Here is a 15,895-nt window from a genome sequence, read left to right as displayed (position 1 = left end):
TAAGATATGATTAACGAGACAGTTCATGGATATAAGCTGAAAACTGCTTCTTATGTCCTAATTTTTCTTATTTGTGTGATTTGTTTTCCAAAAACGGGCCAAGCCATTGGCGTAAATTTAGAGGGGATAACCACTTTTGACGGAATTCCCGCAGGTGTTATTCGCGATATAGAAGTTTCAGGCAGAGTTGTCTATGTAGCCGCAGAAAATGGAGTATTCGAAGTAATAGGGAGGGAGTCTAAGCGTTTAAATTACAATATATCTAATCATTCTACGGGTATTATCTCTGATATTCACTTAAGCGATGCTAGCTTGTGGGTTGTCGAATATGGCGTGGGCGTCTTCGAAATTAACTTGAGGACCAAAGAAGCTAAACAGCTATTTACTGATGAAGAGTGGTCAAGGTCAGTCTGGGCGATGGCAATGACCCCTATCAACTTTTATTTCTCTGCTATCGATGATGTTATACAAGTGAATAGAGAATTAGGTCATTCAACCAAGTTAAGTTTCCAACTGACAACTTTGAATTTAAACGGTGTTTATTCACTTTTCGCTGAAAAAGACAAGGTGTTTATAGCATCGGATAAAGGTTACTTCTCAATCTTAGAAACGTCAGGTGTTTTGGAGGAGAACCTGCTTAGTGACAAACTGCCACTTTTATCGAGTGTGACCTTCATTAAGGTTATTGATAAAGAGTTATACATTGGAGGACCTGAAGGCCTCTACATATTAGGCAGTAAAAAGCGCTATGTTTCTACTGAAGGGGTTAGCGGTACTTATATAAATGATGTAATTAAAACTGCAGACAACAATATTTGGGTTTCCGATGGCAGATTATTGATACTGCAAGGCCGGGAACTAGTAGCGCCTCCCTTTATGAACCCAGTTTTGACATCCGAAGCGATTCGAACGATTACCAAAATAGCAGTAGGCCCTTATGATTCACTTCTTATTGCCTCCTCACAATTAGGTCTAATTTCTTTACCCGAAACGATGTTGTCGACAAACCTTGTATCGCTTAACGGGAGCGCATTAAGAGAAAATATTCAAAAATCTGCTATCGACAAAGCCGAAACGTTAGTTCGAATTGAAAGTGGTCTATTCAATCTAAACGAAAACAATGGTGAATTAATCAGGAAAGGTATAGAACAGGGAAATGTCTCACATTGCGTGTCTCGGCAAGAAGAGGTTTTTGCTCGATTAGTAGAGCTAAGCCCATCAGAACTGTGTAGCAGAAAATTTATTCATTCTGTTGAAATCGATAATAACACTTTCTACTTCTACTTCGATGATGGGAGTAGTGCTAGCTACTACTATATTGTGAATGGCACTATAAAAGACACCATCAACGCTCCTAGAAAAATCGTTTATAGTACCTTATTGAGCGGAGGTGAGCTTGCTGCATTTGATGTGTTTGATAATGTGCACTTTCAGTTATCGAAATTTAGTTGGCGAACTATCAACTCTCAGGAGGGCAGTTGGTTCGGTCTTCAGTGTTTAGTCGAGTATAAAAACGTTTATTTGCTATGTACATCTGGAGCAGGCCTACAAGAAATTGATAAGAAGAGTGGCTCGGTCAAAGTTTCAACAGTTCAAGGCTTAAGTGAGCTGAGGTTTATACGAGGGGCTATGATTTCAGAGAGCGGTAATCTTTGGGTGGCCTCAAACATGGGGCTCTTCATAAAACCTCGGTCAAGCGAATCCGCTTCTAAAGTAGGCTTGCGGTTTGGTCTTTTTGATTCAGACTTTGAGTATAGAAGTTTTGAGGAACTTCGCACAAAAGTGTTAGTAAAAGGGGATAAGTACAGTTACTTGCTCGATGAAAAGGAATTAATACAAAGCCTTAAAAGTCTACCCAGAGAAGTGGAAACTACTGTTCTAACTCACGTTAAATGGAACGATGAAAAAGGGAGGAACGAGCTTCATTTTCCTGAGCACCTTAATTTTAAATTCGACAGCGGCTTTAAAGAAATCAGCTTCAATTTTGTCGATAGTGATGTTTATAGCAAGAGCGAGGGAATTGAGTTCAAGTTAGACGATAATGCTTGGTTCTCACATAACAAAACATCAATGAGTTTAACTTTAGGTGACTTGGACTTTGGTAGTCATACGCTTAATGTAATTAGCAGCCATAATAGAAATACTCAAAATGGTTTGACTATAAAGTTTGATATAGCTCCGCCTCTCTGGGCTTCTAAATGGGGCATCATTTTATATCTGTCTATTGGCATATTGTTTTTTTACTTATGGAAGGTTGGGATAGCAAGTAAGCTTTATAAAAAATTCAAAAACACCAGTTTATACGCACATCTAACTCGTTATGAAATTACAGATGGGCATTCAAAGTTCGAAAAAATGCTGCGTAGTAAAGAGCGTTTCATCAACCAAATCACCTCTGAGCTTCGAACACCTATTCAAGTAATTAACGGTTCGTTAGAAAAAATTCCTGATTCAGATAAGGGCACGCGCAAAGAGTTAGTCAGTATCCAGGACAATGTGAAAAGGGTTGAAAAATTAATCAACCAGATGAGCCAAGATGTCCCTACAGCCTTTAATATTGAAGATTATTACAAGTCATATTCATCCGAAAATATTCGTTTAATTGTGCTATCCCTAGAACCTCTAGCGAAGCAAAAAAGGCAAAATCTTGAAGTGCGAATAAAGGTCAAAAAAGATGTGTCCTTGATCAGTGAAAGCTTAGAAAAAATCTTGTCTAACCTTGTTCAGAACGCTATCAAGTTTACACCTGAACTTGGCACGATAAAGGTGAGTGCTATACAGGATAGCAAGGTACTAAAGATTACTGTAAGTGATGATGGTGAGGGAATTGAGGAAAACTTACAGAACAAAGTGTTTGAAAGGTTTGCTAGAGGTAATAATAAACTAGATGGAAATGGTGTAGGGCTGGCTACGGTTAAAACTCTAGTAGAGTTAAACCAAGGAGAGATTGCACTTCAAAGTCAAAAAGGTGTGGGAACGAAAATAACGGTAACGCTGCCAGTCGATGATATTGCTTTTGTAAATTCGCAAGCTGAAAATTATTCGTTAGCAAATGCTAAAACAAATAAGAAGTCGCTATTAATTGTTGATGACAGCAGAGAATTCCGTTCCTACCTCTTCGATCTGTTCTCCGGTAAATATCGCTGCCTTGTTGCGCGAAATGGCGTTCAAGCTTTAGATGTCATGCAACATTATTTGGTGGACTTGGTAATAACGGATCAAATGATGCACGAAATGGATGGGCTTAGTTTAACCAAGGCTATTCGCCAAAACCCTAGCTATTCAAACATTCCTATATTGATGCTAACTGCTGAAACAGGAGCAGAACTGGAAAAAGCAGCATTAGAGGAAAAAGTAGATTACTTCTTAGCGAAGCCAGCCTCAAATGAAGAGACAATACTGCGGGTTGAACATTTATTGTCGGTAAGAGAGTCAAAAGAAAAAGAAGACGATGAAAGTGCGCTTCCCGTTTTCAAATTTGGATGTTTAACAATTCCCGAATTTGATAACGAGAAGGATATGGCGTTTTATCTGAGTTTTATCGCTGTACTCGAGAAGAACTACCATGACGAAGCGTTCAACAGAGAGCAAGCTTCTTCCCAGTTATTAATAAGTCCGAGAAGTTTAAATCGAAGGATGTCTGAATTGTTCGAGTACAACTTTAGCGAATTTCTATCGCGCTTTAGGATCGAAAAGTCTATTCCACTGCTGCTAGAAGGAAATAGCATTTTAGATACATGTCTAGACGTAGGTTTTGGAACAGCTGCTTACTTTTCTACCTCTTTCAAAAAGGTCATGCATCTACCACCTAAAAAGTACATAGAGCAATATAGTAAAACTGTCGCTTAGTTTTTTTAAACAGAGTAAAAAAGCTGCTAAACATATCTACGCCTTTCCGCCAAAAAGCCTATCAATAGAAACGATGCCATATAGCCTGCTCCTTGGTACTGCCAGGGCAAGTAGGCTAGGGTGTGTTTCAAGAAGGGGGCGCCGTACAAAGTTAGTGCGCCGTAGCCGAAGGCACACAGCACTACAAACAAACTAACGCGAATGATGAAATGGTTAGGTGCCAGTATGCGTTTTACATGGCCGTTAATCAGGTCGCCGTACACCACTAAAATAGTGGCCATAAGCATAATGCTCATTTCGGTGTAATAGGGGCTTAGGGCGCGAGAAAGGGCACTGAAAAGTTCACTCATAAAATTACTACTATTATGACGTTTTTACTGTGTGCCCATTATAACCACGGCAAGGTCAAAAGCGTTAGCTAACGCCTTTATTAAGTGCGCTTACTGCTTTAAAGCCTTGCTCAATAGTGGCAATGCGGTCGGTGGTTTGATCGCGCTCTACAAATTTATGTTCAATACCGGCTAACTTGCCGTGCGCGAATATCTCTTTAAAGTTAATGGTGCCTGTGCCCACATCAGCAAAACTGCCGTCTTCAGCCAAATCTTTTACATGCCAAAGCTTAAAGCGGCCTGGGTACTGCTTAAAGTAATCAATGGGGTTTTTACCTGCTTTTACCGTCCAGTATAAATCCAGTTCCATTGCAACAAGGTCTGGGTCTGTCTGGGTTATCAGTACATCTAACGGCGTTTTGCCGTCGCGTATTTCAAATTCGAAGTCGTGGTTGTGGTAGGCAAGGGTAATGCCTTCTTTCTTACAGGCTTCACCAATGGTGTTTAGTTTTTCTGCAAGGGCTTGGTATGGCGCAATTCCCGTACCACGTTGGGCTTCGCTAAGCCAAGGAACTACCAAGTATTTGTGACCAACGGTTTGTGCGTCATCTAAAATTTGTGACAAGTTAGTGTCGAATTGGTCTAACATAATGTGAGTCGAAGGCGCAGTAAGGCCATTTTCATCAAGTAGTTGCTGAATCTCTTTTGCGCTATGGTCAAAGTAGCCTGCAAATTCCATTTCCGTATAGCCTACGTCAGCGACCAATTTAAGTGTAGCCGGTACACTTATTTTCATTATATCTCTTAGGGTATAAAGCTGCAGGCCGACCGCGCTGTTATGCATGCCCTCCATCATTGCTCCTTTATCACTACCATGCCCCTGAACCGAACTAGTACTTGCCAAAACAGCAGGAGCACTCATAGCCGCCAATAAACCAGACGAGTATTTAATGAACTGTCGTCTTGAAACGCCAGAGCTAATACTGCTGGCCGCGTCTAAAATTGCTGTCTTGCTCGAGGTTTCTTTACTCCGATTCACTGTATGCTCCTTTATATGTCTAGGTTCATAGGGGCTGGCGCTTTACTCTCACTAATTAACTCAAAGCCTTGCCTGTGCTCCCACGTACAATAAGTTCAAACGGCATAATAACCTTGGGGGCTTTGCGAATTTTGCCGTTCAGTAGGTCCACTAAAAGCGTAACTGCCGTTCTACCAAACTCCTCTGCCGGTTGTGCAATAGTCGTTAGCGGCGGGTCGACAAATGCTGAGAACGCAATGTCGTCAAAACCTGCTACAGAAATATCGTTTGGTACATGCAAATTAGCTTGCTTGAAGGCTTGCATGGCACCAATAGCTGTTTCGTCGTTTTCGCAAAAAACAGCGGTAGGCCTGTCTTTCAAACGAGCAATGGTTTCACCGGCGTTGTATCCGGCCTGCAATGTAAAGTCGCCTGGGAACAGCAAATTTTCATCAAAAGAAATACCTGCTTGCGTTAGTGCGTCCTTGTAGCCAGCTAGACGGTCTTGAGTCAGCGGGCTAGAGTTCGGCCCTTTAATCATGGCAATGCGGGAATGTCCTAACGATATTAGGTGTTCGGTCATTGCCTTGGCTGCAGCACGGTTGTCTAACGACACAACAGGATATTGGCCATCGTCAATCACCTCACAGGCATTAACCATGGGAAGTAGGCCGTTGTCGTTAATCATCGTGGCATCAAATGGGTTGTGCGCACGTAACTGAATAAGCCCATCTGCCTGGGAGGTGCTTACCATTTTGGCGTAATGGTTTTCAATTTCGCTGTTACCAAGGGTGTTGGCAAGTAAAATGGAATAACCTAGCTCTGCGGCTGCTTCCTGCATTCCGCTAATAACACGGGCAAAAAACACGTTCGCTACCGTGGGCACCAGTACCACTAAATTGTGGGTTTTTCCCGAGCGAAACTTAACCGCCATTAAGTTAGGTTTATATCCAACTGCCTGAACCGCAGCCATCACCTTATTGCGTGTTTTCGGCGAAACACGCTCAGGTTGTTGCAATGTTCTTGATACGGTAGCGACCGACACGCCGGCACTATCTGCTACATCTCTAATATTTGCCATTTACATTATTGTTGTTTGTTCATTCTCTCGCGCATTGTAAACCTAACTCAGTAGAGGTGTGGTCTATTCAATGGTAGCGAATTCAAAAATTACGTGAAATTACCATGTAACCGTTTTCATTTTAAGCAAAAGAATACGCAGTTTCATTAAAACGTCAAAGGTTATTTGTAGGATTTATGTAAATTTGAGCTAGTGCTATGTTCAAATTTGGTGCAGAAATAAGCTGTTAGAGGTAGCAAAGCCCCGGTATCACCTAGTCACTTGTAAACTTTAGATTAATAAAATGCTGTTTTTTGTGTTGACCAATAAAATGTAACGGGTTACATTTCATTGCATTGGCAACACCAACAGTGCATTTGCACACAGAGGAATTTCAATGCAACCAATTCGAATGGGAATGATCGGCGGCGGGGAAGGCGCATTCATCGGTGCCGTGCATCGCCATGCCGCAGGGTTAGATGGGAACTACCAGTTGGTGTGCGGCGCATTTAGCCGCAATGAAGAGAATAACTCACGCACTGCCGCCTCGTTAAACGTGCCATTAACTCGCGCATACAATAGTTGGCAGGCAATGCTTGACGAAGAAGCTAAGTTACCTGAGCTAGAGCGCATGCAGGTGGTAGTAATCGTCACACCTAATCACCTTCATGTACCCATTTCAATTGCCGCTATTAAAGCGGGCTTCCATGTGTTCTGTGAAAAACCTGCTGGCGTTAGCTTTGCTGAAGTAAAAGAGCTGCAAGATGTTATTCACGCAAATGAATCACTATATGGCTTGGCTCATACCTACCTCGGCTATCCGATGGTATGGCAAGCACGTCACCTTGTTGAAAGCGGTAAGCTGGGCAATATTCGAAAGGTATACGTTGAGTACCCGCAGGGCTGGTTGTCTGGCGAAGAAGAAACGCACAATAAGCAAGCGCAGTGGCGTACCGACCCAGCAATTTCTGGCGCAACGGGCGCAATGGGCGATATTGGCACTCATGCCTTTGGACTTGTCGAATTTGTATTGAACGACAGTGTTACCTCGCTATGTGGCGAGTTGAACACGCATGTTGAGGGACGTCGATTAGATGATGATGGCGCTGCGCTTATTAAAACTAGAAAGGGCGCGTCGGGTGTGTTGATTGCTTCACAGGTATGTGCTGGTGAGGAAAATGCATTGAAGATCCGCGTCTATGGTGACAAAGGCGGTTTACAGTGGCGTCAAATGGAGCCCAATTCTGTCATTTTTCGCCCCGTTGATGCCCCTTATCAGGTGTTTAGAGCGGGCCAAGGTCAAGTAGGGCTATGTGATGAGGCATCTGCACGTTGTCGTGTTCCAGCTGGTCATCCAGAGGGCTACTTAGAAGCCATGGCAAACTTGTATACCGACTTTGCCAAAGCAGTGCGCGCGAATCAAAAAGATAAAGCCGAGGGCGTTCCCGGAATAAATGCTGGTTTACGCGGAATGATATTCATAGACGCCATGCTTGCCAGTACTGGCAGCGACACCAAATGGGAGTCGGTTAGTCAGGAAGGAACGCGGTAATGCAACTACAACTTAATATGAAAAAGGTGAGCGCTTATGGCTACTAACCAACAACCTATAAAAGGGCCCGCAATCTTTCTTGCTCAGTTTATGGGAAAAGAAGCGCCTTTCGATACGCTTGAAAACATGGCGAAGTGGGCAGCGTCGCTTGGCTATAAGGGAATACAGGTACCTACTGACCCTAGTCTTTTTGATTTAGAAAAAGCAGCGGAGAGCCAAGAGTACTGCGACAACATCGCTAAAATATGTAAAGACGCAGGCGTAGAAATCACTGAGCTTTCTACGCACTTACAAGGCCAGTTAGTTGCTGTGCACCCTGCTTATGACGAATTATTCGATAACTTTGCACCCTCGCATCTGCATGGTAAGCCACAAGAGCGAACCGAGTGGGCAATCAACCAGCTCAAATGTGCAGCTATTGCCAGCAAACGTTTGGGATTAAAAGCCCACGCTACTTTTTCTGGTGCATTAATGTGGCACTTGGTTTACCCGTGGCCTCAGCGTCCTGCTGGCTTGGTCGAGCAAGGCTTTGCTGAATTAGCTAAGCGTTGGAAACCCATTCTCGATGCATTCGACGATGCGGGCGTTGATGTGTGTTATGAAATCCACCCTGGTGAAGACCTGCACGATGGCGCATCGTTCGAGCAGTTTTTAAAAGCAGTAGATAACCACCCACGAGCAAATATTCTTTTCGATCCAAGCCACTTTGTTTTACAGCAGCTAGACTATCTCGACTTCATTGATCGCTACCACAGCCGGATCAAAATGTATCACGTCAAAGACGCCGAGTTTAATCCGAACGGTAGAAACGGTGTATATGGCGGCTATCAAGACTGGCAAGACCGCGCGGGACGTTTTCGTTCCCTTGGCGACGGCCAAGTCGACTTCAAAGGAATTTTTAGCAAACTTACCCAGTATGGCTTCACAGGCTGGGCAGTTTTAGAGTGGGAATGCTGCTTAAAAGACAGTGCGCAAGGCGCGGCAGAAGGCGCACCGTTTATCGCTTCACACATTATCGAGCCAAGCAAATATGCGTTTGACGACTTTGCTGGTGGAGACGTTAGCGAAGCGAAGAATAATCGTATTTTAGGCCTTGAGCGCTAAGCGCCATCACTAGGATAACAATAACTATGATAACCCTACGCCTGAGTTTGATGATGTTCGTTCAGTTCTTCATTTGGGGAGGCTGGTTTGTAACTTTAGGTACGTATCTATCGAATACCCTGTCTGCCAATGGTGGGCAAATCGGTATGGCCTTCTCGACCCAGAGCTGGGGCGCAATTATTGCTCCCTTCATTGTTGGGCTCATTGCCGACCGATTCTTTAATGCAGAAAAGATCCTCGGTTTCTTACACATCATTGGCGCCGTACTTATGTATTGTATGTACCAAGCGAATGATTTTGCCAGCTTCTACCCTTATGTGTTGGCGTACATGATTGCGTATATGCCTACGCTGGCACTGGTTAACTCGGTGTCATTCGGGCAAATGGTCGACCCATCGAAAGAGTTCGGAAAAGTTCGTGTGTGGGGCACTATCGGCTGGATTGTGGCAGGCCTTATGATTAGCTATGTCTTCTCATGGGATTCTGCACAGTCTATTGCCGATGGTATGCTCAAAAACACCTTCTTATTGTGCAGTGTTGCCTCGCTAATCTTAGGTGTGTTCAGTTTTACGCTACCTAACACGCCACCTCAATCTAGCGGTAAAGCGGTAACTATTCGCGACATTCTAGGCTTAGACGCGTTGGCACTGTTAAAAGACAAAAACTTCTTTGTGTTTTTTCTTTCATCTGTACTTATTTGTATTCCACTGGCGTTTTACTACCAGAATGCGAACCCATTCCTTACTGAAATAGGCGTTGAAAATGCAACGGGCAAAATGACACTAGGTCAAGTTTCCGAAGTATTGTTCATGTTGGCCCTGCCGGTATTTTTGAACCGTTTCGGCATTAAAGCTACGTTGGTGATAGGTATGGCGGCGTGGGTTGTACGTTATGCACTGTTCGCATTCGGAAACGCTGACGAAGGCCTGTTCATGCTTATTGTTGGTATTGGACTGCACGGTATTTGTTACGACTTCTTCTTTGTATCAGGCCAAATCTATACCAATGCAAAGGCGGGCGAACATATAAAAAGTGCCGCACAAGGGCTAATCACCCTGGCAACGTACGGCGTAGGAATGCTGGCGGGGTTTGCTGTTGCAGGCGCAATTACCGACACCTACACGCTGGAAACAGGTGCCCACAGTTGGCAGCAGGTTTGGTTATTCCCAGCAGGGTTTGCCATGGTGGTGTTAGTACTCTTTGCCATTCTATTTAGAAAGGAGAAAGTAAATGCCGATGCATAACAACGCCCGCAGGAAATTACTTCAAAGCATGGCAATGACTGGGGTAGGGCTAGCAGGAGTAGGATTAACCGCCTCTGGTTTAGCTGCTGCCGAGTCTGTCACAGCACGTGAAGGTAGCAACACCATGAATACACCGCTTAAAGGTAATGTGAATCACTCGGTAAGTCGGTGGACTTACGGCGATTTAAGCATTGAAGAGTTGTGCAAAACCGTAAAAGACCTGGGATTCAGTGCGATTGACCTAGTCGGCCCTGAAGATTGGCCTGTACTAAAGCAATATGGCATCGACTCCTCAATGTGTAATGGCGCCGAGATAAGCCTTGAAGATGGCTTTATTCACGCTGAATTACACGATGAACTAGAAGCGCGCTATTTAAAGCACATCGATTTAGTCGCTGATGCAGATTATACAAACCTTATCTGTTTTAGCGGCAATGCACGAGGCATGTCACGAGAAGAGGGACTGGAAAATGCGGTTAAAGGGTTAAAACGCATTTTACCTCATGCTGAAAAGCGAAACGTAGTTGTTTTCATGGAGCTGTTTAACAGCAAAGTCGACCACCCTGATTACATGGCCGACAATTCTGGATGGGCGATAGAACTTTGCAAACGCCTAGGCTCTAAGCACTTCTCACTACTTTACGATATCTACCACATGCAAATTAATGAGGGAGATATCATCCGAACTATTCGAGATAACTATCAGTACTTTGGTCACTATCACACGGCCGGCGTTCCCGGTCGTCACGAAATCGATGCTTCACAAGAACTCAACTATGAAGCCATTGCTAAAGCCATTGTTCAGACCGGATTCAAAGGCTATTTAGCACAAGAGTTTATACCCACACCGAAAAGCAAAGCCAGCAGAGTCGCGTCGCTACACCAAGCGATTCAAATCTGCGATGTATAGAGTGCGAACAGGCACAGCGACGAATGAAGTTATAAGGACGTGTTATGGCGAGTAACGAATACGATGCAATAGTCATTGGATCTGGTATCAGTGGCGGTTGGGCAGCTAAAGAGCTCACAGAAAAAGGTTTGAAAGTGCTTATGCTCGAGCGTGGTCAAAATATTGAACATATTAAAGACTATAAAAACGCTCATAAAGAAGATTGGGATTATCCGCATCGCGATTTACCTACTCAGGCGATGAAAGTAGATTACCCCGTGCTTAAGCGCGACTACCCACTGAATGAAAAAACGTATGGTATGTGGGCAAATGAAAAAGAAAACCCTTACATTGAAGACAAGCGCTTTGACTGGTACAGAGGCTACCATGTGGGCGGACGCTCATTGTTATGGGGGCGCCAAAGCTACCGCTTAAACAAAGAAGATTTCGAAGCTAACGCTAAAGAAGGTATTGCCGTCGACTGGCCTATACGTTATGACGATTTGGCACCCTGGTATGACTACGTAGAAAAATTTGCGGGTATTAGTGGTAATCGCGATGGCTTAGATGTACTGCCTGATGGTGTATACCAGCCACCAATGCCAATGAATATTGTAGAGAAAAGTGTCGCGGCGCGGGTGAAGAAGGCCTATGAAGGCGCGCGTCACATCGTGCATGGCCGCACTTCAAACATGACTCAAAGCAAACCTGAAGAAGGGCGTGTTCATTGTCAGTATCGCAATAAGTGCTGGTTGGGTTGTCCTTTCGGTGGCTATTTCAGTACACAAGCATCTACGCTTCCAGCTGCGGTTAAAACAGGTAACTTAACCCTTCGACCTTTCTCGATAGTGAAAGAGATCTTGTTCGACAAAGACAAAAAGCGCGCAACTGGCGTTGAAATTATCGATGCAGAAACCAACGAGACCTATGTATTCAACAGTAAAATCGTTTTCGTTAACGCGTCAGCTTTGAACTCGGCATGGGTACTAATGAATTCTGCCACGGATGTGTGGGACGGTGGATTGGGAAGCAGTAGTGGCGAACTAGGCCACAACGTTATGGACCACCATTTTAGAGTAGGTGCCTCGGCAGAAGTAGAAGGCTTTGACGATAAATATACTTACGGACGCAGACCAAGCGGTTTCTATGTGCCAAGGTTTAGAAATTGGGGAAGTGATAAACGAGACTACCTGCGTGGATTTGGTTATCAAGGCGGTGCAAGCCGTTCAGGTTGGCGCAAAGACATTGCCGAACTTGGTATAGGTGCAGGGCTTAAAGATGCGATAACCGAGCCTGGTCCTTGGACCATCGGCATGACAGCTTTCGGTGAAATTCTTCCGTATCACGAGAACAAAGTGTACTTGAATAAAAAAGTCACCGACAAGTGGGGCTTGCCGGTACTCGCCATGGACGTTGAGATCAAAGAAAACGAACTTAAGATGCGTAAGGACATGCAGCAAGACGCTATTGAGATGTTTGAAGCGGCTGGCCTTAAAAATGTTCAAGGCTGGGATGCTGACTACGCACCTGGTATGGGCATTCATGAAATGGGCACGGCGCGTATGGGAAGAGACCCAAAAAGCTCTGTGCTTAACGCGCATAACCAAGTGTGGGATGCACCGAACGTATTTGTGACCGATGGTGCGGCAATGACATCGGCCAGCTGTGTTAACCCTTCACTGACCTACATGGCATTAACGGCAAGAGCCGCAGACTTTGCCGTAGAAGAGTTAAAGCGAGGAAATCTATAATGGAGCGCCGAGAACTACTTAAACTTATTGCGACAGCGACGGGTACGGCGTTATTTGCAGGGAATGTGTTTGCATACAAAGATATTCCTGTGGTACCGCTAAGTGACACATTGTTTAACGAGAAAGACGTGGTTCTACTCAATGAGATGGGGGAAGTAATCATTCCCCAAACAGATACGCCTGGAGCAAAAGCAGCTAACGTTGGTGCAACAATGGCTGTGCTGGTAACCGATTGCTACACACCACTACTTCAAAAGACGTTTGTCGATGGCATAAAGAAAATATCTTCATTAAGTCAAAGTCGCTTCAATAAGCCATTTATCCAGCTTACCAAACAAGAGCGAGAAACTCTCTTTAACGATTTGGATGTGGAAGCAAAAGCGGCAAATCTTGCTAACGGCGTTTATCAAGGCGTTGAAACAGGAAAGCCAAGTCAGTGGGAGCCAGGCACCGATGAGCCAACTCCTCACTACTTCACCCTATTAAAGCAGCTAACACTTTATTGCTTTTTCACGTCTCAAGTTGGCGCGGCTAAAGTACTTCGATATGTGGCTATTCCTGGACGTTACGACGGTGCATTCCCTTATAAGAAGGGTGACAAAGCGTGGGCTACATAAGCTTGATAGAGAAGGGCCAGTATACAGGAGTTGCGTATACAGGAGCCTTATATAAAGCTCAGTGAACAAACGCAAAGTGCGAATAGAATAGAAACAGGAAAGCCAATCGCTGCATAGTGATGAAACAGATTAGAAAAGGTGCTTACATAATGAATAAAGCTATTGTTGCCTCTACGGTGGCGCTACTTATGCCGCTTAGCGCATTCGCTACAACAGCATTAGATACCGAAAAAAGTGAATCACGTCTAACTCGTGAACAGCAGGCCGCTAAAACGGAAGTTTGGGAACCTGTTCCTGAAGTGGTTTCTTTTGATAAGGCAGGCGTGCCCTCTGATGCCATCTCGTTAATTGATGATGACCTATCTAACTGGACGTCAGTAAAGGAAGGTGATGCTAAGTGGACGCTGGAAAACGGTGTACTAACTGTGAAGCCGGGAACAGGCGATATCAAAACGAAAGCAGAGTTTTGTGATGTTCAGCTGCACGTAGAGTGGAAAGCGCCTCAGCCAGAAGCCGGTATGGAAGGACAGCAGCGTAATAATAGCGGTATTTTCCTTCAACAAAGATACGAGATTCAGGTATTAGACTCATACCAGAATAAGACCTATCCCAATGGTCAGGCGGCAAGTGTATATAAGCAAACTATCCCGTTAGTTAATGCTATGAAGTCCCCTGGTGAGTGGCAAACCTATGACATTATCTATAAAGCACCTACCTTTAACGGTGAAGAGTTAGCAACAAAGGGCTATGTTACCGTTATACATAATGGCGTAGTAGTTCAAAACCATACCGAGATCCAAGGAACCACAGAATGGATAGGAGCGCCTAAGTATAAAGCTCACGGATGCGCGCCGCTTCAATTGCAAGATCATGGCAACTTAGTAAGCTTTAAAAATATGTGGGTAAGACCACTTTAAAAAGCAAGCCGATATATATCTTCAATCTCTTCAACACTTAATTGCTTGGGATTATTGCGAAGAAGGCGAGTTACTTTACTCGCCTCTTCTGCTAGTTCTCCTACACAAGTTGGAGAAATATTAAAATGGGTGAGTGAAGCGGGTATGTCTACATCCCTACATAGCTTTTCTATAGCAGCTAATAGCAGCTTAACTGCTTCTTCTTTTGAATGGTGGCGCTCACATACCTTTAAAAGTTTAGCCACACAATAAAGTTTGTCTTGGCAGAACGGCGCATTTACTTTCAATACATGAGGTAGCATTACCGCGTTACTCATGCCATGTGACAGATGAAACCGTCCCCCTAGTGGGTAAGCTAAGGCATGTACCGCCCCCACGCCCGCATTTCCAAACGCAAGACCTGCCATTAAACTGCCGGTGGCCATATCTTCGCGTGCTGACAAGTTCTCACCATTATTATAAGCGTGAAGTAATGAATTAAAGATAAGCTTAAGCGCCTTCTCAGCAAGAGCGTCAGTAATCGGGCTTGCATTTACACTTATATAGGCTTCAAGAGCGTGAACGAATGCGTCTATTCCACTAGCTGCTGTAATGGACGCAGGGCATGTTTTTGTCATCTCAGGTGCAACAATAGCAACATCGGGTAATAAGCAGTGGCTAACAATGCCTTTTTTCATTTGTGCCTTAGGGTCAGACAAAATAGCAATGTTGGTAACTTCGGAGCCTGTACCTGCGGTAGTGGGTATAACAATAAGGGGGAGGTTTCTTTGTTTAAGCGTATTTTCTCCGAAGAGCTCTGAAAGAGGGCCGGTATAGTCATAAGTGGCGGCAAGTACTTTAGCACTATCAATCGCACTGCCTCCACCCAGAGCGATTATTCCGTCTACCTGCTTCTTTCGAAGCAAGCGCAGCTTTCCTTCTATAACATCTACTTCTGGCTCAGGAGGTATATCATCAATAATAAGTACAGGTTCAGAAGAAATTAACGTGAGTATTTGGTCGAGAAGTCCTGATGAAGATACGCCTTTATCAGTTAACACTGCACAGTTACTTATGCCTAAACGTTTCATTTCATCAGCGAGGGCTTTAATGGCACCAAGTCCAGTAATGAGTTTTCCCGCGGTCTTAAATTCCGAAACCTTCATAGAATGCTCCTGATATGAACGTAATTTTATTAGTTACGAGCTACTTAATTTATAGTACAACACAGCGGATACCACTTAACTAAGCTTATAGATGGTTAAAAGTGAGGTTAATTCGTGGTTTTAATGAACACTTTGTGTGTTGTTTGTGCAAACGATCGAAAAATAGAGTTTTTTTCGAAATAAGTGTTGACGTGAGCGCTCATTTCCCTAAAATGCGCATCCGCTTCGGGGGAAAAGCAAAACAGCAACCCTCCTGAAGTAAGTCTCTACTACCTACATAGGCCAGTAAAGATGGGAGTTTAGAAGAAACGCTTCAGAAAATAAATTTTCAAAAAGTGTTGACAACGAAAACTTCCAGCGTATAATGCGCACCTCACTCGAACAGGGTGAGTCACTAAGAGGCAGCGGCTTCTAGTGAAT

12 protein-coding genes are annotated in these 15,895 nt (G+C 44.1%); 8 read left to right on the top strand and 4 right to left on the bottom strand.

Annotated elements, in window-relative coordinates; all coding sequences use genetic code 11:
• The first annotated feature begins 6 nt into the window (after positions 1 to 6).
• Positions 7 to 3,849 (top strand): hybrid sensor histidine kinase/response regulator transcription factor, encoded by a 3,843-nt coding sequence (locus tag V7R55_RS06790; RefSeq protein ID WP_334058490.1) that lies wholly within the window; start codon positions 7 to 9, stop codon positions 3,847 to 3,849.
• 26 nt (positions 3,850 to 3,875) lie between these two features.
• On the opposite strand, the gene V7R55_RS06785 is transcribed toward V7R55_RS06790, so the two are convergent.
• From V7R55_RS06785 to V7R55_RS06775, 3 genes are all read right to left on the bottom strand, one after another.
• Positions 3,876 to 4,199: a DUF3392 family protein gene (locus V7R55_RS06785; protein ID WP_334058489.1), complete on the bottom strand. Its 324-nt coding sequence runs from the start codon at positions 4,197 to 4,199 to the stop codon at positions 3,876 to 3,878.
• 64 nt (positions 4,200 to 4,263) lie between these two features.
• Complete coding sequence (locus V7R55_RS06780; protein WP_334058487.1) at positions 4,264 to 5,217, bottom strand: sugar phosphate isomerase/epimerase family protein; 954 nt, start codon at positions 5,215 to 5,217, stop codon at positions 4,264 to 4,266.
• A gap of 55 nt (positions 5,218 to 5,272) precedes the next feature.
• Complete coding sequence (locus V7R55_RS06775) at positions 5,273 to 6,277, bottom strand: LacI family DNA-binding transcriptional regulator (RefSeq protein WP_334058485.1); 1,005 nt, start codon at positions 6,275 to 6,277, stop codon at positions 5,273 to 5,275.
• A 376-nt stretch (positions 6,278 to 6,653) separates the two neighbouring features.
• On the opposite strand from V7R55_RS06775, the gene V7R55_RS06770 reads away from it, so the two are divergent.
• The 7 genes from V7R55_RS06770 (at position 6,654) to V7R55_RS06740 (ending at position 14,330) form a co-directional block, all read left to right on the top strand.
• On the top strand, positions 6,654 to 7,808 hold the full coding sequence (locus tag V7R55_RS06770) for a Gfo/Idh/MocA family protein (protein WP_334058483.1): 1,155 nt from the start codon (positions 6,654 to 6,656) through the stop codon (positions 7,806 to 7,808).
• A gap of 36 nt (positions 7,809 to 7,844) precedes the next feature.
• The gene (locus V7R55_RS06765; protein ID WP_334058480.1) at positions 7,845 to 8,912 is read left to right on the top strand and encodes a sugar phosphate isomerase/epimerase family protein; all 1,068 of its coding nucleotides are present in this window, start codon (positions 7,845 to 7,847) and stop codon (positions 8,910 to 8,912) included.
• Positions 8,913 to 8,938: 26 nt separating this feature from the next.
• A complete protein-coding gene (locus V7R55_RS06760) occupies positions 8,939 to 10,156 on the top strand; it encodes a nucleoside permease (RefSeq protein WP_334058478.1) in 1,218 nt (405 codons plus the stop codon).
• Positions 10,149 to 11,066 (top strand): hydroxypyruvate isomerase family protein, encoded by a 918-nt coding sequence (locus V7R55_RS06755; RefSeq protein WP_334058902.1) that lies wholly within the window; start codon positions 10,149 to 10,151, stop codon positions 11,064 to 11,066. Before V7R55_RS06760 ends, V7R55_RS06755 begins: the two co-directional genes overlap by 8 nt.
• A 44-nt stretch (positions 11,067 to 11,110) precedes the next feature.
• Entirely contained in the window at positions 11,111 to 12,796 is a 1,686-nt protein-coding gene (locus V7R55_RS06750; protein WP_334058476.1) for a GMC family oxidoreductase, read from the top strand.
• Positions 12,796 to 13,413, top strand: coding sequence for a gluconate 2-dehydrogenase subunit 3 family protein (locus tag V7R55_RS06745; protein WP_334058475.1), 618 nt, complete (start codon positions 12,796 to 12,798; stop codon positions 13,411 to 13,413). The genes V7R55_RS06750 and V7R55_RS06745 overlap by 1 nt, the downstream gene beginning before the upstream one ends.
• A 149-nt stretch (positions 13,414 to 13,562) precedes the next feature.
• The gene (locus V7R55_RS06740) at positions 13,563 to 14,330 is read left to right on the top strand and encodes a 3-keto-disaccharide hydrolase (RefSeq protein WP_334058473.1); all 768 of its coding nucleotides are present in this window, start codon (positions 13,563 to 13,565) and stop codon (positions 14,328 to 14,330) included.
• Here V7R55_RS06740 and V7R55_RS06735 read toward each other — a convergent pair.
• On the bottom strand, positions 14,327 to 15,475 hold the full coding sequence (locus V7R55_RS06735) for an iron-containing alcohol dehydrogenase (protein ID WP_334058471.1): 1,149 nt from the start codon (positions 15,473 to 15,475) through the stop codon (positions 14,327 to 14,329). The two genes, V7R55_RS06740 and V7R55_RS06735, sit on opposite strands and share 4 nt — an antisense overlap.
• Positions 15,476 to 15,895 lie beyond the last annotated feature (420 nt).

Source organism: Alteromonas sp. S005 (assembly GCF_036864475.1).
Classification (GTDB): Bacteria; Pseudomonadota; Gammaproteobacteria; order Enterobacterales; family Alteromonadaceae; genus Alteromonas.
This window is presented reverse-complemented; position numbering and strand designations above follow the sequence as displayed.

What these genes read in the sequence shown, in the direction of transcription:
- V7R55_RS06790 (WP_334058490.1), top strand. Translation starts at nt 7, where the DNA reads ATGATTAACGAGACAGTTCATGGATATAAGCTGAAAACTGCTTCTTAT.
- V7R55_RS06785 (WP_334058489.1), bottom strand. Translation starts at nt 4,199, where the DNA reads ATGAGTGAACTTTTCAGTGCCCTTTCTCGCGCCCTAAGCCCCTATTAC.
- V7R55_RS06775 (WP_334058485.1), bottom strand. Translation starts at nt 6,277, where the DNA reads ATGGCAAATATTAGAGATGTAGCAGATAGTGCCGGCGTGTCGGTCGCT.
- V7R55_RS06770 (WP_334058483.1), top strand. Translation starts at nt 6,654, where the DNA reads ATGCAACCAATTCGAATGGGAATGATCGGCGGCGGGGAAGGCGCATTC.
- V7R55_RS06765 (WP_334058480.1), top strand. Translation starts at nt 7,845, where the DNA reads ATGGCTACTAACCAACAACCTATAAAAGGGCCCGCAATCTTTCTTGCT.
- V7R55_RS06760 (WP_334058478.1), top strand. Translation starts at nt 8,939, where the DNA reads ATGATAACCCTACGCCTGAGTTTGATGATGTTCGTTCAGTTCTTCATT.
- V7R55_RS06755 (WP_334058902.1), top strand. Translation starts at nt 10,149, where the DNA reads ATGCATAACAACGCCCGCAGGAAATTACTTCAAAGCATGGCAATGACT.
- V7R55_RS06750 (WP_334058476.1), top strand. Translation starts at nt 11,111, where the DNA reads ATGGCGAGTAACGAATACGATGCAATAGTCATTGGATCTGGTATCAGT.
- V7R55_RS06745 (WP_334058475.1), top strand. Translation starts at nt 12,796, where the DNA reads ATGGAGCGCCGAGAACTACTTAAACTTATTGCGACAGCGACGGGTACG.
- V7R55_RS06740 (WP_334058473.1), top strand. Translation starts at nt 13,563, where the DNA reads ATGAATAAAGCTATTGTTGCCTCTACGGTGGCGCTACTTATGCCGCTT.
- V7R55_RS06735 (WP_334058471.1), bottom strand. Translation starts at nt 15,475, where the DNA reads ATGAAGGTTTCGGAATTTAAGACCGCGGGAAAACTCATTACTGGACTT.